19 protein-coding genes are annotated in these 19,629 nt (G+C 38.7%); 18 read left to right on the top strand and 1 reads right to left on the bottom strand.

The genetic code is table 11. From position 1 onward, the window contains the following. The first annotated feature begins 129 nt into the window (after positions 1–129). The 6 genes from BLV53_RS04270 (at position 130) to BLV53_RS04245 (ending at position 4,797) form a co-directional block, all read left to right on the top strand. A complete protein-coding gene (locus BLV53_RS04270) occupies positions 130–1,431 on the top strand; it encodes a sensor histidine kinase (protein ID WP_090297520.1) in 1,302 nt (433 codons plus the stop codon). A 17-nt stretch (positions 1,432–1,448) separates the two neighbouring features. After that, positions 1,449–2,168, top strand: a complete 720-nt coding sequence (locus tag BLV53_RS04265) for a LytR/AlgR family response regulator transcription factor (protein ID WP_090297517.1) — start codon at positions 1,449–1,451, stop codon at positions 2,166–2,168. 195 nt (positions 2,169–2,363) lie between these two features. Then, the gene (locus BLV53_RS04260; RefSeq protein ID WP_090297514.1) at positions 2,364–3,095 is read left to right on the top strand and encodes a hypothetical protein; all 732 of its coding nucleotides are present in this window, start codon (positions 2,364–2,366) and stop codon (positions 3,093–3,095) included. Positions 3,096–3,130: 35 nt separating this feature from the next. Then, positions 3,131–3,385 (top strand): TIGR04076 family protein, encoded by a 255-nt coding sequence (locus tag BLV53_RS04255; RefSeq protein ID WP_090297510.1) that lies wholly within the window; start codon positions 3,131–3,133, stop codon positions 3,383–3,385. A 28-nt stretch (positions 3,386–3,413) separates the two neighbouring features. Beyond that, positions 3,414–3,971, top strand: coding sequence for a hypothetical protein (locus BLV53_RS04250; protein ID WP_090297506.1), 558 nt, complete (start codon positions 3,414–3,416; stop codon positions 3,969–3,971). A gap of 7 nt (positions 3,972–3,978) precedes the next feature. Beyond that, positions 3,979–4,797 (top strand): NAD-dependent epimerase/dehydratase family protein, encoded by an 819-nt coding sequence (locus BLV53_RS04245; RefSeq protein ID WP_090297503.1) that lies wholly within the window; start codon positions 3,979–3,981, stop codon positions 4,795–4,797. Here BLV53_RS04245 and BLV53_RS04240 read toward each other — a convergent pair. Further along, entirely contained in the window at positions 4,794–5,522 is a 729-nt protein-coding gene (locus BLV53_RS04240) for an ion transporter (protein WP_090297500.1), read from the bottom strand. The two genes, BLV53_RS04245 and BLV53_RS04240, sit on opposite strands and share 4 nt — an antisense overlap. A gap of 157 nt (positions 5,523–5,679) precedes the next feature. Between BLV53_RS04240 and BLV53_RS17700 the strand changes: the two genes are divergently transcribed. The 12 genes from BLV53_RS17700 to BLV53_RS04180 all read left to right on the top strand — a co-directional run bounded on the left by BLV53_RS17700 (position 5,680) and on the right by BLV53_RS04180 (position 19,590). Next, on the top strand, positions 5,680–6,051 hold the full coding sequence (locus BLV53_RS17700; protein ID WP_334292406.1) for a cysteine-rich small domain-containing protein: 372 nt from the start codon (positions 5,680–5,682) through the stop codon (positions 6,049–6,051). Further along, a complete protein-coding gene (locus tag BLV53_RS04230) occupies positions 6,048–7,187 on the top strand; it encodes a cation diffusion facilitator family transporter (protein WP_090297498.1) in 1,140 nt (379 codons plus the stop codon). The genes BLV53_RS17700 and BLV53_RS04230 overlap by 4 nt, the downstream gene beginning before the upstream one ends. A 220-nt stretch (positions 7,188–7,407) precedes the next feature. After that, on the top strand, positions 7,408–8,910 hold the full coding sequence (locus tag BLV53_RS04225; RefSeq protein WP_090297493.1) for a nicotinate phosphoribosyltransferase: 1,503 nt from the start codon (positions 7,408–7,410) through the stop codon (positions 8,908–8,910). A 2-nt stretch (positions 8,911–8,912) separates the two neighbouring features. Next, positions 8,913–9,602, top strand: a complete 690-nt coding sequence (locus tag BLV53_RS04220) for a class I SAM-dependent methyltransferase (RefSeq protein ID WP_242879031.1) — start codon at positions 8,913–8,915, stop codon at positions 9,600–9,602. Positions 9,603–9,718: 116 nt separating this feature from the next. Beyond that, positions 9,719–11,161 carry a cache domain-containing protein gene (locus BLV53_RS04215; protein WP_170830750.1) on the top strand — a complete coding sequence of 481 codons (1,443 nt, stop codon included), beginning with the start codon at positions 9,719–9,721 and terminating at the stop codon, positions 11,159–11,161. Positions 11,162–11,318: 157 nt separating this feature from the next. Further along, entirely contained in the window at positions 11,319–12,308 is a 990-nt protein-coding gene (locus BLV53_RS04210; RefSeq protein WP_170830749.1) for a LacI family DNA-binding transcriptional regulator, read from the top strand. 173 nt (positions 12,309–12,481) lie between these two features. Continuing rightward, positions 12,482–13,777: an extracellular solute-binding protein gene (locus BLV53_RS04205; protein ID WP_090297483.1), complete on the top strand. Its 1,296-nt coding sequence runs from the start codon at positions 12,482–12,484 to the stop codon at positions 13,775–13,777. A 213-nt stretch (positions 13,778–13,990) separates the two neighbouring features. Beyond that, positions 13,991–15,403: a carbohydrate ABC transporter permease gene (locus tag BLV53_RS04200; protein WP_090297480.1), complete on the top strand. Its 1,413-nt coding sequence runs from the start codon at positions 13,991–13,993 to the stop codon at positions 15,401–15,403. After that, positions 15,403–16,245, top strand: a complete 843-nt coding sequence (locus tag BLV53_RS04195; protein ID WP_170830748.1) for a sugar ABC transporter permease — start codon at positions 15,403–15,405, stop codon at positions 16,243–16,245. The genes BLV53_RS04200 and BLV53_RS04195 overlap by 1 nt, the downstream gene beginning before the upstream one ends. A 39-nt stretch (positions 16,246–16,284) precedes the next feature. Then, a complete protein-coding gene (locus tag BLV53_RS04190) occupies positions 16,285–17,952 on the top strand; it encodes a glycoside hydrolase family 13 protein (protein ID WP_090297474.1) in 1,668 nt (555 codons plus the stop codon). Between the two features lie 87 nt (positions 17,953–18,039). Beyond that, positions 18,040–18,297, top strand: a complete 258-nt coding sequence (locus BLV53_RS04185) for a DUF1292 domain-containing protein (RefSeq protein WP_090297469.1) — start codon at positions 18,040–18,042, stop codon at positions 18,295–18,297. An 84-nt stretch (positions 18,298–18,381) separates the two neighbouring features. Next, positions 18,382–19,590 (top strand): acyltransferase, encoded by a 1,209-nt coding sequence (locus BLV53_RS04180; RefSeq protein ID WP_090297466.1) that lies wholly within the window; start codon positions 18,382–18,384, stop codon positions 19,588–19,590. Positions 19,591–19,629: the final 39 nt, after the last annotated feature.

The following is a 19,629-nucleotide window of genomic DNA, read 5'->3' as shown; positions in this document are numbered from 1 at the left end:
AACTATTTCTAAATAGTCAACTGGGTGGATTTACGCTGCCTAGAAGCTCTTTTTATTGGAAATAATTATCGTTTAATGTAAAATAATAAATTAAGGGGAGGTGAGAATTCTGTGGGGAAATAATGTATTATGAAGTCATATTTTGATGTTGCTATATTCTTTTTCTGGACAATTATTGAATTTATAAATATCTATTTGATAGCGGGCGAGTTTTTATATCTTGAAAAGAAAAAGCCCACTATCAGACATATCTTTTTCAACGTATTTGTCTTTTGGGTTTTATGGTGTGTATTTGTAGTAGCTACGATAAAAGACAATCGTATTCTGATAGGTCTATTGTATGTTCCGTTACTATGGAAATCCTTGATTATAGTTAGCTTGTTCTACAAAATAAAAAGGAAAATTGTTTTTATAGTATTCTTTTTTGTTACTATTTCTTCAACATTAGCCAGCAATATAGGCCTTTTGTTGAAGACTATTGGATACCATAAATTTGCAAGCAATAGTTTTGCAATGGAACTACTTGCATCAACCTTTTTTCTTATTGTATTCCTATCGTTATTATTAATAAAAAAGAAATTTAATATGAATGTTATTTTTTCAAGTCTGGGGTATATAGATTATGTTTTATTCATTGTGATTACATACTCTATATCCATGATTGAAATAGGAATGTTTAGATCGGTAAAGTATTCGAATGCTGCCAGAACGGTGGCTGTTATTGCATATATATCTGTAGCGCTTTTGATTTTTAGGTCCATTGTAACGCTTGTGAGAAAAAGTCATCTAGAGGACATTAATCAATTACTGGAAAAACAGATGAAACAGACCACTGAGTATTACAATGAGCTTGTGGAAAAAGAAAAGGATACAAGAAAATTTCGTCATGATATTAGAAATCTTCTAATAGGACTTTATTCTTTGATTCGAGAAAATGAAAATGATAAAGCTCTTGGATATATAGATGAGTTGCAGGAAATGACTTCTCATGGAAGTTCAAAATATAATAGTGGAAATTTTATAGCCGATGCTATATTGACAGCAAAATCACATCGATCAGAAAAAGATGCAATAAAAATTGAACTAAATGGACTAATGCCTTCAGACAAAATTGCGGATTCAGATATAGTGATTATTTTGTCGAACCTTCTGGATAATGCAATCGAGGCTTGTGAGAAGCTTGAGGGAACAAAGACTATAGTCATTAACTCAGTATTGAAAAAGAATATTTGGGTGTTGTTAATCACTAACCCAAGCGAGAAGGTTAATATAAAAAATAGTAATTCGATAAAGACTAGTAAAGCTGAAAAGGATATCCATGGTTTTGGCTTGAGTAATATTAATAGAGTTGCAAAGAAATACAATGGAGATTTTTCATTAGAATACAACGAGGGGATTTTTCAGAGCAAGGTTCAGCTGATGCTCCAGTAAAATAACAGGAAAACGTAATGGTAAATATAGCAATATGCGATGATAATAAGGAAATACGAGAAGGGACAGAAAAACTATTACTTAAGTATTACATTCAAAGGGATCTCGAATATAAAACTACCAAATATGAGTCAGGAGAAGATTTATTAGAAGAAGTAGAAAAATTTGACTTAGTGTTTTTAGACTATGAGTTTGGGGATAAAGGTGAAGACGGCCTCACCATAGCCAAAAGGATACGTGATAAAAAGCTAGATGTTACAATTATCTTCCTTACAAGCTATTCAAGTATAGTGTTTGATGCGTTTGAGGTATCGACCTTTAGATTTTTGGTTAAGCCACTCGTTGAGGAAAAGCTATTTGCTGCAATGGATGATTTCTATAAGACAATGGAGGAAGACGAAATACTGGTAATAAAGAAGGACGGTATTAACTACTTTATTAGAGAAAGCCAAATTTCCTACGTAGAAGCAGATGGAAAGAATTGCATTATTCATTATATTAACAAGGGGGATATTATAAAGTGCAATGAGACTTTGGCTTCGGTGGAAGAGCGAATATCAAAGAAGCATTTCTTTAGATGTCATAAGTCATTCCTTGCTAATATGAGATATGTTGATTCCTTTAGTCATACCGATTTGACCCTACAAAATAAAGAAACAATAATGATTAGTAGGCATAAATATATGCCTTTTAGCACAGCATATGCAAATTATATAGTTCAGGTAGCAATTGGATAGATATATTTTTATTAGATGAGCAGAAATATTTGCTCATCTTTTTTTGTGCAATTAACTCCCATATTACTGCAGAATACTCTATTCAACTTCTTTTTTGTAATTATGTAATAAAATTGTAAAAAATAAACGAAGGTAAAAAGAAATGAGATATACATTTGTAAAACAACATGACTATACAAATATGGAGAAGTATAGATGGTAAAGAAATTGCTTATAGTAGGGGACATTATATTTTTTATAACCATATTGTTTATGCAATATGCAAGTTATAAAAATATAACTGACTACAGGATTGCTTTTGTAATTGCTCCTTTGATAATAGGAATTTTAATTTCTGCCATTCCAAGCTCGATGAATGAACTGGGATTGCTAAGTAATTCTGGAAAATATAACAATGTTGACTTGGTGTTAAAGCTATTGATTATTATTCAGATAGTTTATCTTTCGAATTTTAGTCATTACGTAACAATGGTTTTATGTTTATGTGAAATAATTATTTGTATTGCATGCAAATTAAAGATATGTGAAGAAATTGAGGAAAAGAATGTATCTACAAATGAATTAATTCGTGAACTTAGGGCATACGATTCATCGCATATAGATCGCTATTATAGTTTTATTGTATGTAATTTTGTATTAATACTGATATTTATGTCTGTCCATGAAACATTCCTAGAATTAATAATTTCAGGTTTGATTTGTACTTTATATTTTTCTATAGGAATGATTCGTATATGGAAAAATAAGAGTGTAGGAAAAAAAGATATATATGTATTATTCATAATAGAAATTATAATTCTTATTCTAGTTGTTTTAGATCAAAGATTACTAGTGTATATATTTTTAGGAGAATTCTATTCATACTTCAGAAATGCCTTGAAAAGGAGATTAGAGAATGTGTGCGAGAAAGAAAATCTAGATATATGAGAATAAAACATTGAAATTTGCAAGGAGGTTTATAGTTGAGCTTTGTTGATAAAAAAGTCAAAGTAACAGTAGTTGATAGTCTTTGTCCCCAATACAAAGTCGGGGATGAACTGTATTTTGAAGGAAGTATGCTTGATAAAGAAAGAAGTGCAAATGTATGTATGGTGGCCATGAATGCAATTTACCCGTTCATCTATGCTTTTCGTAGAGGCGGAAATTTGAAGCATGGGCCATATCAATGCACTGATTGTGGTGAGAGAGTTATATTCGAAATAGAAGCTATAGATTAATCAGCTTTATTAAAGGGATGATAAATTGATGAAAAATAAAATTGCGTTTGCTTGTATGTTAATGCTGTTTTTAACGGGCTGTGGAAATATTCAGGATACTGATGAAATATTTGAAACTTCAAATCAGGATGAGGTTTATGAGATAGTATCGGAAATACGAAATGATGAACGTGAGGCTCATTCAGAGATGCTTATTTTCCCAGAAGACGAAGAGGATTTTGAGGACGCATATCTTTATGAGGAAAACTATGGCCTTTCAACAGCTCATCAAATTGTAGTTGAAAGGAAATACGATAGAGAAGAATTTGATTCTGAAATTAGAAGACTGTTAAAGTTAACCTATGAGGGACGACACACCTACTATACTGAGAATCAGTTTAATTTTCCTGCGATAGTAGGGGTTTTTAGTCATAGTAATTGTTATGAATATGCCCTTCTAGACAATAAAAAGAATCAAATAGTCTATGTTTGTAATACTTTTATTGATAATATGGATTTTATTAAAGAGGATTACAGGCCTATTCATCTTGAAGAATTAAATAAAGATAATACTACAGATTATTCAATATATAATTGTTCAAAGTAGAGATTAAATGAAGATACTAATTATAGGTGCCAGTGGGTTCCTAGGTAGCACAATATATCACAAGCTGAAGAGTGTTGAAAATATTGAGCTCCTTGGTACTTACATCACTCACAGGAATCAAAACGAATTCATTCAACTTGATGTGCTTGATACAAAGCAATTGCAAATAGTCGTAAAAGAGTTCAATCCAGACGCAATAATTTGGACTGTCATGAATCATGAGCTAGAGGAAATCATAGCTGATGAGGTGATGCCAGTTCTTTCTGAGTTTATAGGTTCAATTCGATTTATTTTTCTTTCTACATCGGTGGCGTATGAGAAAAATATGACAGAAGAGGTTGAACCTTTCATTAGAACAGAAGACTGGTATAACCATCATTATTTCAATGGAAAGATTAAATCTGAAAGCATTATTAGAATGTTTAATAATTTTTGTATTATCCGACCTGGCAGTATTTATGGTATAAATCCAGATGGAAAGCTAGACAGTAGAAGCCGAACATTAAAAGACTATGTGGAGTCAGACAAAGAATACATTAGGGCGACTAATATAATTTTCAGTATTGTAGAAGTCAATGAATTGGCTGAGGCAGTCATAGAACTATTATCCAGTGAATACATTGGGATAATAAATATTTCAGAGGAGGAGCCAGTATCTCACTACAATTTCAATAAGGCTTTATGTCAGCTATATGGCTGGGATGATAGTTGCATTGTAGGAAAAGAGGAAGAGGAAAATATTTATTACCTCAATAATGATTTGCGCAAAAAGATTCTTAAGACTACCATAGGTACCATAAAGACATCCGCCAGCTACGCAGACTAAAGCTCATACTTACTCTTCTTTTTAGTAATCTCAGCCATATAGGCAGCCGTAATGATACCTGTAGGCAGGGCAATCACAGCCATTCCCACCAAAGCGGAAATCATGGTGATAAGCCTTCCTACAGGGGTTACAGGAGAAATATCTCCATATCCTATGGTAGTAATAGAAATGGTAGCCCAGTACAGGGCATCAAAGAAATTGTTAAAAAGGTCAGGCTCCAGCTGGAATACAAGCATTGCCGAAACAAAAATATACACAGTAATCAAAATCAAAACAGCCATCAGCTGTTTCTTAACCTTTCTAACTACATTTGCAATAATAACCATAGTCTTAGAATATCTGACAAGCTTCAGCACTCTAAAAACTCTAAAAAGTCTAAGCAATCCAATCAACGAAGAAACAGGTAAAAATACATAAATAACTGGCACAATAGAAAGAAAGTCAAATATTGCCAGAGGGGTAAAAATGTAGGCAATATAAGCTCTGTAGTGCTTATAGCCCATTTTATAATCAGCTGTATAAACGCGAGCAATATAATCAATCAGAAAGAGCACGCTGGTAAAAACGTCGATAATAACCGTGTAAATACTATTCCCCTTCATGGTCAAAGGAACCAAACCCACAATAATAGCCGTAGTCATCAGCACATCGTAGGCTCTGCTGGAATTGTCCCCCACATGGGATACTTCAATTACTTCGTAAACACGTTTCTTAAAATCATACATAGGATTTCCCCTAGAAGTTACCCTTAATAAAAGCAACTAAACCAAGCACAGCCAAGGCAAACGTCAAAATATTGCACAGGAAAACAAATCGTCTCGTCTGCTTACTTTTGTTAGTTTCAATTATTCCTTCGTCACTTATAAAAGTGTTCATGTTATCATGATCGCTCATATCAATACCTCACGAAATCATCCTACCGCAATAATATCATCTAGCTGCGAAATAACTGTGAAAGCCTACTCAATAGTTACAATATTGTCAAATAATAGTATAATGTTTGATATGGAGCATTATAAATTTTTCCAAAATACAGAATGTGAATATTTCCCTTGTCACAAGACAAGTCATCCAGAGGATTTTAACTGCCTATTTTGTTATTGTCCACTGTATTGTCTGGGGGATAAGTGCGGCGGTGGCTTCGTATATACGGAATCAGGAACCAAATCCTGTATAAACTGTCTGCGCCCACACGAAAGAGATAGATACGATGAGATTATAGATGTACTGCGTGAAAACAGGAGGACACAATGAAAAATACAAACATGAATGTAGCAGATGCAGTAGCAAATCGTGACCAGATTATCGTCAAGACCAGTATTATCGGAATTGTAGCAAATATTTTCCTGGCGGCCTTCAAGGCCTTGGTGGGAGTGATGTCAAACTCCATTGCTATCATACTGGATGCGGTAAACAACCTGTCGGATGCACTTTCTTCCGTGATTACCATAGTGGGTACGAAACTGGCAGGCAAAATGCCAGACCGTGAGCATCCTTTAGGTCATGGCCGAGTAGAGTATTTAAGCGCGCTGCTTGTGGCTGCCATCATCATATATGCAGGTCTTACATCATTGAACGAGTCGATTTTAAAGATTGTTCACCCTGAAAAAGCAGAGTATAACTCTATAACACTTGTGATTTTAGTGGTGGCCATCATCGTAAAATTTTTCCTTGGCAGATATGTTAAGGCCACAGGTGAAAAGGTCAATTCCAGCGCTCTTGTGGCATCTGGAGCAGACGCCAGCTTTGATGCTATCATTTCAACATCAGTACTGGCATCGGCTATCATCTACATTGCATTTGGCATTTCACTTGAGGCATTTGTAGGTGTGCTGATTTCTGTGATTATCATAAAGGCAGGTTGGGAGATGATGTCCGATACTTTGGATGATATCCTGGGACGCCGCCCTGATAGAGAGCTTTCAGTAGGAATCAAGCGTATCATCTGCGAGGAGCCAGAGGTCAGAGGGGCCTACGATTTGGTGCTTAATAACTATGGCCCAAACAAGTTCTTAGGGTCAGTCCATGTAGAGCTTCCAGATGTTATGACCGTAGAAGAGGTGGACAATCTTACCCGTAGAATACAGGAAAAGGTATTTAAAGAAACAGGCGTTGTGCTTACAGGCGTAGGTGTCTACTCGTTCAATACCAAGGACGACGAGGCAGCCCACATCAGAAACCGTGTGCTTGAAATCGTAAAGGCTCACGAATGGGCCCTCCAACTCCACGGATTTTACGTAAACACCACCACAAGGGAAATGCGATTTGACGTAGTATTTAGCTTTGACATTCCACACACCGAAGGCACCGAAATAATTTACCGCGAAGTCCTCGACGCCTACCCAGAATACACTATCCAAATATCCGCCGACGTGGACATAACGGACTAAATGCGTACCTTAACACAATACGTAAATGCGTCATCGTAGTTCCGTAGATACACATTCAAGCCCGTATGTGCCGCTACTAAACGCATTCCAAACTTTAAATGAGCAGTGTAGCTAACAATTATTACTGCTACCCTGAGGTGAGTATAGCGAAAGCGATACCGAAGGGTAGTAGTAATGATTGTGAGCGTAACACTGCGGACTAGGAGATTAGAAAAACCCAATGAAACAAACACAAGATAAAGCAAGAAACCTAACCATGATGATGGACGAATACGAACTTACCATGGCCAATGCGTATTTTAATGACCCATCCATTGATCCAAATACTAAAGTAAGCTTCGACGTATTCTACCGCGTCAACCCAGACGGCGGTGGCTTCGCCATCTTCGCAGGCCTTCAGCAGATAAAGGATTACCTTTTGAACATGCATTTCACAGATGAGGATATTGATTATCTTAGAAGTGTAGGCCATTTCACAGAGGACTTTTTAGAGTACCTGAAGAATTTCAAATTTACAGGTGATGTGGATGCATTCCCAGAGGGGACCATTATGTATCCAAACGAGCCAATCATCACAGTTACAGCCCCTATTATAGAGGCTCAGCTGGTAGAAACTGAAGTCTTGGCTCAGGTAAATCACCAGTCACTCATTGCTACTAAAGCCAGTCGCATCGTGCGTGCAGCAGCAGGCCGCCCAGTATCAGATTTTGGTGCAAGACGTGCCCATAATAACGATGCTGCTATCTATGGCGCTAGAGCTGCCTATATTGGCGGTGCAGCAGGTACAGCCACAGTATCTGCGGGTCAGTACTTTAACATTCCAATTGGTGGTACTATGGCTCATAGCTATGTCATGTATTTCACCAGTGATGATAATGATTACCATACCTCAGAGCTTGCAGCCTTCAGAAGCTTTGCAAAAAGCTATCCAAATAACTGCATTCTTTTGGTTGATACCTACAACGTACTTAAATGCGGCGTGCCAAACGCTATTAAAGTGTTCCAGGAAATGAAGGAAGCAGGCATCCAGTCAAAGAGCTACGGCATCAGAATTGATTCAGGAGACCTTGCATACCTTACAAAAAATGCCAGAAAAATGCTTGATAACGCAGGCTTTACCGATGCTAAAATCATCGTAAGTAACTCACTTGATGAGTACACTATTACTTCTATTTTGCAGCAGGGTGGACAGGTTAGCTCATTTGGTGTAGGCGAGCGCCTTATCACAGCTAAATCAGAGCCAGTATTTGGCGCTGTTTACAAGCTTTGCGCAGTTACAGATGCAAAAACAGGCGAGACCATTCCAAAGATTAAGATTTCCGAGACCGTTGAAAAAATCACCAATCCAGGTCTCAAGGACGTGTACCGTATCAAAGACGAAAACGGCAGAGCCGTTGCAGATATGCTAGCTATCAAGGGTGAAAATGTGGATATGTCTACCCCAGGTGGATATCGCTTTATCGACCCTGAGCAGCCATGGAAGAGCACACACATTTTTGAAAACTGCACAGCAGAGCTTCTTCAAAAGCCTCTCATCCGCGGTGGCGAGGCTGTTTCTCCGGACGAGGACATGCAGACCATCAGAGAACGTGTAAAAACTCAGCTTGAAACAAGCGTATGGCCTGAGGAGCAGCGTTTCGAGAATCCACACAAGCATTATCTGGATATGACACCGGATTATTACAACATGAAGATGGAACTCTTACGCAAAGAGGATAAATAATATTGATTTCAGATATAAAGTTACAGGAATACAATACAAGGCTCGCTGAAATAGGGCTGGCTCTCACAAATAATGGTGAGGGCTTGTGCCTTACAGATGGCGAGCTTTCTATAATGGCAGATTTTAGAGATATGCTGCCACGATTAAAGCAAAGCAATCTCCAAAGAGAAATGCTTGTAAAGGCGGCCAGAATAAAAGGTCAGGCAATGCCACAGACCCTGGTTGATGCCACAGCAGGCTTTGGCGAGGATTCTCTCATACTTGCAGCAGCAGGCTTTCAGGTACGACTCTATGAGTGTGACGAGATAATTGCCGCTCTTTTGCAGGATTGTATGGATAGGGCAGCCCAAATTCCTGAATTAAGTGCTGCGGTGAGCCGTATGGAGCTAATCTGCGGTGACAGTGTAGCAGGGATGAAACAGCTTGATTATCAGCCTGATATTGTACTTTTAGATCCAATGTTTCCTGCCAGACAAAAAAGCGCGTTGATAAAAAAGAAGTTTCAGCTCATTCAAAGGCTTGAAAGCCCATGCTCTAATGAGGAGGAGCTACTTGAAGCAGCGCTGTGTGCCAGACCCCAACGCATTGTTATTAAACGCCCACTTAAGGGTCCATATCTGGCAAATAAAAAGCCTAGCTATAGCCTGGAAGGAAAAGCTATTCGATACGATTGTTTAGTTAATACCAGATAGATAGACTGTGTAAATTCATCAAATGGCACTTTTTTTTCACGAAATTCCCTTATTTATATAATAAGATGAACATATATAACGAAAGTACTGTGTTAATGAGTAAAAGAGGGGTTGAAATGAAGAGTACCAAGCGCACTACAATCAGGAGAAGGATTACAGTACACGTTGTAATAGCATTATTAGTTACAATCAGTTTTATGACTGCAATCAATCTTATATATTTGTCTCGCCGAATTATCGAACAGCAGGAGACCAAACTGGAGTTGGCCACAACTATGACCACCAATGTGGTTGACAGCTGGATAAATGACATGAGTACCGTTACCGAAGACATGGCTAGCACTCTTACAGCACTTGGCGATTTAAATGAGGTTACTGTTCGTGCTGTGGTTGATAGAGTGGCGCTGAACCATCCTGAGTATTTTTATGTATATTTCTCAGACAAGCTTGGCAATATGACTATGGCCAGAGGAGTTAATTTTGCTGAGGGTGTAGATCCAAGGGAAAGAGTCTGGTACAAAAATGCGGAAAAAGCAGGGCACACTGTAGTTATTGACCCATATGCCAGCGCAACGAGACCGGACGTAATGATGGTAACTGTAGCAACGCCTGTGTATTGGGGCACAATGATGGTGGGAGTTGTAGCAGTTGATGCGGATATTGAATCCATCCAGGAGTTCTTTGGAACAATAGATTTTGAAGCGGGCTCCTATGGATTTTTATTGGATAGCAAGAATAATATTATTATTCATCCAAATGAAGCCTATAATCCTACTTCCGAAAAAATAACAGCCGCTCCAGACGTAATGCCAGAATTGGTGGAGCTATTGTCTACATCTCGTCTAGATGAACATATTACTGCAGCGGATTATACAGGTACCCGTATGGTTTATTCAATACAGTCCCTTGCAGATAGCAAATGGACTGTCGCTATGGCGTACCCAGAGTCCAACTTCATGTCTCATGTTATGAGAGGAATTAGAATCAGCGTTTTTGTTGCGCTCTTTTGCTTGGCTTTAGCCTTAGGTGATATTACAGTTACCATCAGAAAGGTATTAAAGCCTTTAGATAAAATTAATCCGGTTATGGATAAAATCATACAGGGCGAATTTACAACACAGTTGAATTTTGCTGAAGCCAACGATGAAATAGGTGATTTGCAAAACAAGCTTGCCCTTACGATGAATGTTTTGTCAAATGTTATCCAACAGCAGAAATACGTATTGTCAGAAATGGAAAAGGGCAACCTGATGGTGCAGGATATTGATCCTCTTCCAGGTGAATTAAACGATATTTCATCATCGGTCAATTCTATCAAGGAAACCTTTAACGACATCATTTCAGATATTCAGTTTTCAGCCCTAAATCTTCAGAGCTATGCCATGGGCATAAACGAAACCTCGGATTTAGAGGAAATGAAGATGATATTTGAGGAGCTGTCAGCCGAGGCCAATGCCCTTATGGACAAAACCTCACAGTTTACCACCGCAGTGGCAGCCCCTAATATTGAAACACCTACAATGAACACAGAGGATTCCATAGACTCCTTCGATTCATAATACCTCAAAGAGGGCCTTCACAAAAAGTGGGGGCTCTTTTTGTGCTCTTTAACAAAATTTAGCGCAACCAGTTGCAACAGATAGTATCTTGTGATAGCTTTTAATATAGAGCTCAATTTTAGTGAGCATCTTTCTAACTTAAGAAATGGAGAACCCCATGTCCCATACACTAGAATCAATCGCAAAAGAACTAGGTCTTTCTAAAACCACCGTAAGCCGTGCAATCTCAGGTAAAGGCCGTATTTCCGAGGAAACCAGAAATAAGGTAAATGAATATATTAAGCAGATAAACTACAGACCAAGCGCTGTGGCTCGCTCCCTTGCGGCCAGTCGCACCTTTAACGTAGGCCTTGTAGTGCCAGCGGATTCAGCACTTGGAGAGATGCCTTATTTCCAGACTCTTATGACAGGAGTCTGTGATCGTGCTATGGATTTTGACTATGATGTGTTGATAATTCTTGCAGATAACGAGGGAATTTCGCCACTGAAACATGCTGTCCAGAACAGAAAAATTGACGCTGTTATTGTCAGCCGATGTGAGCGTGATTCAAAGGTTATCAATTTCTTAAAGACTGCAAATATCCCATATATCGTGGTGGGGAACCCTATGGATAAAGCTGTTCCATACGTGGATCACGACAATGAGGGGGCAGCCTCAAGAATGATTGAAACACTTATAGATGCTGGAATCACCCGTATGGCTCTTATTGGCGGTGGTGAAAATATCAATGTAACCTCAAGTCGATTAATCGGCTTTAAAAATGGTTTTAAAAATAAAGGTCTCAAAGTAGATGAGGACCTTATTTTCTTGAACATGCATAAAAGTGAGCGTCTGGACTCAGTGCTTAAAACAGCCATGGCAGACGGGGCTGAGTGTATTGTTTGTATGGATGATATGCTTTGCAACTCAGTGCTTAACTGCCTTCACAACGATGGTATTTCTGTGCCTGAGGATGTTAAGCTATGCTCATTTTATGACTCAAATCTCTTATCTACATCAAAGCCATCTATCACCAGTTTGTATTTTGATGCAAAAAAACTGGGGGCTTTGTGTCTTGAAACTCTTATGCGCAACTTAGATGGAGAAAGTGTCGCAAGCCAGATAGTTACTGACTTCAACATTCAAATGCGCGATAGTACCAGATAAACAACTTGGTAATATTTCACAAAAATTTCACTAAATAGTCGTACAAGTTTATTAGTTGACGAAAAAAGAACACAAGTATAGGATAATGTATGTAGAACAACCGGTTGCACAACGTGAACAATTGTGCAACCGAGGTATAAATAATACCTATGAGGAAAATGGAGGATTTTAACATGAAAAGAAAATTAGTATCAGCACTTCTTGTTTCTACAATGGCAGTTACCGCTTTTGTAGGATGTGGCAGCGCAGCTGAAGAAACAACTTCAGATAGCGCACAGACAGAGGCTACAGATGATGGCGCAAGCGACACAGCATCATCAGAGGATGCAGTTGCAAATCTTATTGCAGCTACAGATGGCACAGTAAACATCGATTTATGGTGCTCAGAGACAGAGGCTTATCAGAAGGTTATGAAAGAGCTTTGTGATAAGTTCGAAGCAGAGTACCCAGATGTAGATTTCAACATCACTCTTGGCGCTGTTTCAGAGGCTGATATGAAGGATAGAGTCCTTGAGGATGTCGAGGCAGCAGCTGATGTATTCGTATTCCCAGATGATCAGCTCGAAGCACTTGTTAAGGCTGGTGCACTGAACGAAGTAGCTGCTCAGTACACATATGACATGAACGAGACAGATACTCCTGCAACAGTTGATGCAGGTAAATACGATGGTAAGCAGTACGGCTATCCATTCACAGCTTCTAACGGATATTTCTTGTACTATGACAAGAATCAGTTATCTGATGAAGATGTAGCTTCTTGGGAGGCACTTACAGCTAAGGCTGAGGAGCTTGGCAAGGAAGTTGGATGTGAAGTAGCAAACGGCTGGTACTTATATGGATGGTTCCAGGGTGCAGGTTGTGAGCTTACAGAAAACGAGGATCAGTCAAACAACTGTGATTGGAACTCTGAAACAGGTCTTGCAGCAGCTGAGTCACTTCAGAGCATCGCATCTTCAAAGGCATTCAAGAGCTATGGTAATGATGACCTTCTTGCAAACCTTAATGATGGCAAGGTAGTAGCTTATGTTTCTGGTACATGGAACGTTAATGCATTCTCTGATGCATACGGTGATGGCTATGCAGCTACAAAGCTTCCTACATTCAAAGTTAATGGTGAGGACAAGCAGGTAGCTTCATACTCAGGATATAAGTTCATAGGCGTTAACGCATATGCAGAAAACACAGGTTGGTCAATGCTCCTTGCTGAGTACCTTTCAAACGCTCAGTCTCAGGAAGCAGTTTACGAAGCAACAGGTGAAGGCCCTTCAAACACAGAGGCACTTTCAAAGGCTTCTTCTCCAGCACTTGACGCTCTTGCAGCTCAGTCAGAATTTGCTCAGCTTCAGAGAGTAGGTGGCAATTACTGGAGCCCAGCTGAATCACTCGGAAAGAACATCTTAGACGGCAAGGTATCACAGTCAGTACTTGACGATGCCGTAGCAGGTATCACACAGCCTGTAGAAGATTAATACTTTTTCCGACTGGAAGGAGGAAAATGTATTACTGGAGCGGCCTTTGCCGTAGGCAAACTTTAAATGGCCGCGACTGTCCTTGTTAACGGACTAAGCGTGGTGTTCCCCCACCCAAAAGCGGGGAAGGTGTCAGTGGAGCTGACGGATGAGGGTTTTTACCCCTAACTGCTTTACCCTCATCCAGTCAGCTTTTTTATCAGCGAGGTGTCTATGAACAAAATAAAAAACTATTTTAGTAGCTTCGCCCAAGCCATCGCAAAAGGTGATATCTGGGTAAAGCTTTCTCTTATAATCATGGGCGCAGGATATTTTGGAAGAAAGCAAATTGCACGTGGTATCCTGATGACCCTCTTAGAGGTAGGGGTACTTACTTCAATCTTTAAAGTATTTATGCCATATCTGTCAAAACTTAACACTCTTGGTACTGTTCAAAGAGAAGAAGTATTCGACATTTTAACCATGAAAAAAACAGTAAATGATTACGATAACTCATTGCTGATTCTTCTTTACGGAATCATCGCAATCCTTGTAATCATTGCATTTATAGCACTTTATATCGGAAACATAAAAGCCGTATATCGTGTGCAGAAGATGAAGGAAGAGGGAGAACACATCAATACATTTATGGATGATATTACCTCATTTAAAAATGAGAGATTCCATATCACTCTTCTTACATTGCCAAGTATTGGCGTTCTTCTTATCAACATCATACCTATCCTTTTCATGGTATGTATCGCATTTACGAATTATGATGAAAATCATCAGCCACCAACTTATCTGTTTACATGGGTGGGTATCAAAAACTTCGTAAATCTTTTCACCACAAGCCAGACAATTACATTTGGCTACGCATTCGTAAGAGTTTTAATTTGGACATTAATCTGGGCCGTAGTTGCCACAGCAACAACCTTCCTTGGAGGTATCTTACTTGCCCAGTTCATCAATCATGAGGATACACGTTTCAAGGGTATGTGGAGAACCTTATTTGTTATTACAATTGGTATCCCACAGTTCGTTACCCTGCTTCTCATCAGCAAAATGCTTGGTGACAATGGTATCGTAAATACGTTTTGTTCAAACATCGGTATCACCGATTTCTTCAAGACCATCGGCTTACTTAATCCAGGTGATGCATTTATCCCGTTCCTTTCAAAGCCAGGCTGGGTTCATGCGACCATCATCCTTGTAAACATCTGGATTGGTATTCCATATCAGATGCTTGTTGCGACAGGTATCCTTATGAATATTCCATCTGACCAGATTGAGTCAGCAAAAATCGATGGAGCAAATAAATTCCAGATTTTCTGGAAGATCACAATGCCATACGTAATGTTTATCACAGGACCATCCCTTATTCAGTCAGTAATCGGTAACATCAACAACTTCAATGTTATCTATCTGCTTACCAGCAATTACAAGACTGCAAACATGGCTATGGCAAACTCACACGCCAACGAAGCAGACTTGCTTATCACATGGCTGTTCAGACTTACAAATGAGTACTCTAACTTCAAGATGGCATCAGTTATCGGTATCGTAACATTCGTAATCTGTGCAGGCTTATCACTGTTAACCTTCTCAAGAATGATAGGTGGAGATAAAGAGGGGGTATATAGATAATGAAAAAGACATATAAAATCGTCGGAAGACATGTAGTATTAGCACTCCTTGCTTTCATTTGGCTTCTGCCAATCTTTTGGCTGGTAGTCACCACATTCAGTGCTCAAAAGGGTATCAATACAAACCATTTCTTCCCAGAGCACTGGACACTTGCAAATTATCACCAGCTGTTCTTTGAGCCAGATGCAGCGGCCAACTTCCCTGCATGGTTCAAAAACTCAATGATAATCGGTATTTGCAGCTGTATCATTTCGTCTTGCTTTGTAATTATGACAGCTTATGCATTTTCATTCATTGAGTTCAAGGGTAGAAAGCAGCTTATGAGCTTCTCTCTTATCCTTGGAATGTTCCCAGGTGTTCTTTCAATGATTGCTATGTATTTCATCTTGAAGATGCTTGGACTTACAGACAGTGTAGTAGGATTAATCATCCTCTACTCAGGTGCATCAGGACTTGGATATTTGATTTTAAAGGGCTTCTTTGATACTATCCCTACCTCTCTTCACGAGGCAGCAAAGTTGGAAGGTGCATCAGAGGCTACAATATTTGCAAAGATAGTAGTACCTCTTTCAAAGCCAATGATCGTATATACAATCATCAATTCCTTCTTAAATCCATGGATGGATTTCGTACTTGTACGATTGATGATTAAATCAAAGAACCCTACAGATTGGACTATGGCATTAGGTCTTTTCAACCTGTTACAGAGAGCACTTATTAACCAGTACTTCGCATACTTCTGCTGTGGAGGTCTTATGATTGCGGTGCCAATTTCAATTCTTTTCATCATAATGCAGAAGTTCTATGTTGAAGGTGTTACAGGTGGTGCTGTTAAGGGTTAACTTTCCCGTTAGCCTTAGAAAGAGTAAAGGACAAATATTATGAATTTAGCAGGAATTACACACAGACCATTGTCGGAGCAAGCCTATATGGTGGCCGAAGACAAACTTGTGCTATCCCTGAAAGCTGCAAAGGGAGACCTGAAAAAGGCCTCCCTTTTCTATGGGGATAGAGTGGATAGAGAAAAACAAATCAGAGTCACAGAGGTAGAAATGGAGCTCACCGGCTCTGACCAAATCTATGACTATTTTGAAGCTGAAGTAAAAAGTGATTACACCAGAATTTGTTACTATTTCAGCCTAGAAGATTATTTTGGAATAAAGCTGAATTATAGTGAACACGGCTTTACAGATAACACTGACGTAGACCGTACAGAGTTTTTCCAATATCCGTATTTACGAAGAGAGGATATGATTACCATGCCTGAATGGACTAAGGACATGGTAATGTATCATATTTTCCCTGATAGCTTTGCAGACGGTCACAGAGCTATTTCAGGTCAGGGAAATGATATAGAACAGGATGGTATTCACTTCCGTTCAAACCTTGGTGGAAAAATATCTGGTATTGTGGATAACCTTGATTATATTTCGGATTTAGGTGCAAACTGCATCTACATAAACCCTATTTTCAAGGCTAATAGCTACCACAAGTATGACACTGTAGATTACTTTGATATCGATCCTTGTTTTGGTACCTTGGATGAATTTAAGGCCTTGGTAAAGGTTTGTCACGAGCGAGGTATAAAGGTCATTTTAGATGGTGTATTCAATCACTGTGGTCCTGATTTCTTTGCATTTAAGGATGTTTTGGAAAAAGGTGAAAATTCAAGGTATGTGGATTGGTTCTACAAGCTGAGATTTCCTATTGAAAGATATCCTTATCCAAATTATGAGGCCTTTGCCTACGTTTCAGACATGCCAAAACTTAACACAGGAAATCCAGAGGTATGTAAATATTGCTGTGATGTTGGCCGATTCTGGATTCGTGAATGCGGTATTGATGGATGGAGAATGGATGTTGCCAATGAAATTGACCATGAGTTTTTCCGCCAGTTCAAAAGAGCCATTAGAGAAGAAAAGAGGGACTCCTTCCTAATAGGTGAAATCTGGGAGGATTCCACTGCTTGGCTTTTAGGGGATCAGTTCGATTCCACCATGAATTACACCTTTACAAATATATGTAGAGATTTCTTTGCAGAAGAAAAAATCACTCCATCAAAATTTGACGAAAGAATCCAGCATATGCTTCACCGTTACCCTAGACAGGTTACACTGGCTCAAATGAACTTCCTTGATACTCATGATATAGGACGCTTCTTAAGCTTCTGTAATGGAGATGAGTCTAGGCTAAAGATGGCCTTTGCATTTATGATGTGCGCACCAGGAATTCCATCTGTGTTCTATGGAGATGAAAAAGGAATAACCGGTCTTGAAGAATGTGAATATAGAAAGCCAATGCCATGGAATGAAACAAACTCACTTGAAGATTTTTATAAGTATTGGATTTCCTTAAGAAAGAGCTCTAAGGCGCTAACCAGAGGCAGCTACAGGACGGAGCTTGTGGATGATAAAAAACGTATATACGTATTTTCTCGTGAATACGAAAATGAGAGGAAAACCATAATTATCAATGGCTCAGATAGTGAAATGTGTCTATACTTTGGCGAAAATGTGAATTGTGCCCCAAGGTCTGTTACTATTCTTTAATATTTCATATATTATGCTTAATCTATACACAATTATAATGTAATATACAAACATATAACGGGAAGGTTATGTAAGGAGGACGCCCGCATGAGTGAATTTAGAGAGTATATCACATTTGTTGTCAATACAAAGGATGGTGACGAAGTAGAAATGGCAGTTATCGACCAGTTCGAGTTTGAGAACAAAGGTTATGTAGCTGCGGCGTTAGTAGAAGGTGATACGGTTAACGACGAAGGAGTTTTTCTATATAGAGTTAAAGTAGGAGAGGAAGACTTCAAGGTGGAAAAAATCACCAATCAGATTGACTATAATCGAGTAGCGGAAGCATATATGGAAATGAAGTAAACTTAAAGACAAGGCTAGCCAAAATGATGGTTAGCCTTTTATATTGTGCTATACTATTTTTATAAAATAGGGAGCATATTAGAGATGAAAAAATCAATTAACTTAACATACTGGATGGCGGTTCTTCTTATTGCAGCCGCCTTTACAAAACATTTCAGCTTTATCCAGGACAGACCCAATATTTTTATCGATGCAATGGCACTTGGTGCTATATGTGCCATATTTACTTCGAAAGCAGATGAGCTATACGTCAAAAAATCGCTGGCACTTATCAAATCGAATCACACACCCATCTATGATTATTTAAGAACCATCGCGGTTATTTTAGTGATAGGGATTCATGTGATAAATTGGGATCTACCCAATGCAACTGAAATGAGTGGCACCTTTTTGTACAGCAGCCTGGATCATTTCAGATATTGGTCTTTTGTATGCAACGCTTTGTTTGTGATGCTTTCCGGAGCACTGCTGCTAGGCAAAATCGAACCGGCCACAGCATTTTACAAACGCAGGGTGACAAAAATTGCAATCCCTCTTGTAGTTTATTATCTGTGGTATTTGTGGGAGTATGATGAATTCAAAGCGCTGTCTGTGGGGAAGCTCATCAACCTGATACTCACCCAGGATCATGTGCCGCATTTTTGGCTGATAAATTATCTGCTTCTGGTATACATTTCCATGCCACTTATCAGAATTCTCATAAGAAAGCTGTCATATAAAAATCTAACGATTTTCATGGTGCTCATAGCTGTGGCATCAATCATCGGCGGCTATTTTAACTGCCTTAATGTGCCGGTTGTAAAGGCAATTGGCTGGATACTTGTTAGCATCGTAGGATATTGGTGCTCAAAAGAGGAGACTAGAAGATTTGATTATCTGTTGATTGCAGCCGGACTCATTACAAGCATATTCATTTTCTTTATAGACCCATCAGCTCCTGCAAATGAAGGAATTATAAGCAATCTATCAATATTCAGGTTGCTTGCAGCAACAGGCATCTTCTCCCTCCTATTTAAAATAAAGGGGATACTGGTGGATAACCTGTTTGTCAGATTAATAAGCAAATATGGCTATGGAATAATGCTTATCCACATGTGGGTGCTATACTTTGTATCCAGAAAAATAGTCGATGTATCATCCTTGGAATATCGCGGCGTAGGCCTTGTTATTTCAATATTTGTAACACTGATTATTTCACTGATATTTACCTATTTTATAGATAATCTGGTGATTAATCTTTTTAGCATTTTTAGTCAGCCAAAGCTGGCATCCAGCAAACAAATGTTTGACTAAAACGGTTGCTGTGCTATAATATGAGCAACTGAATTTAAC

It is taken from the genome of Pseudobutyrivibrio sp. ACV-2, from assembly GCF_900107545.1.
GTDB lineage: Bacteria > Bacillota > Clostridia > Lachnospirales > Lachnospiraceae > Pseudobutyrivibrio.
Note: the sequence above shows the minus strand (reverse complement) of the source record. Positions and strands in the feature narration are given on the sequence as shown.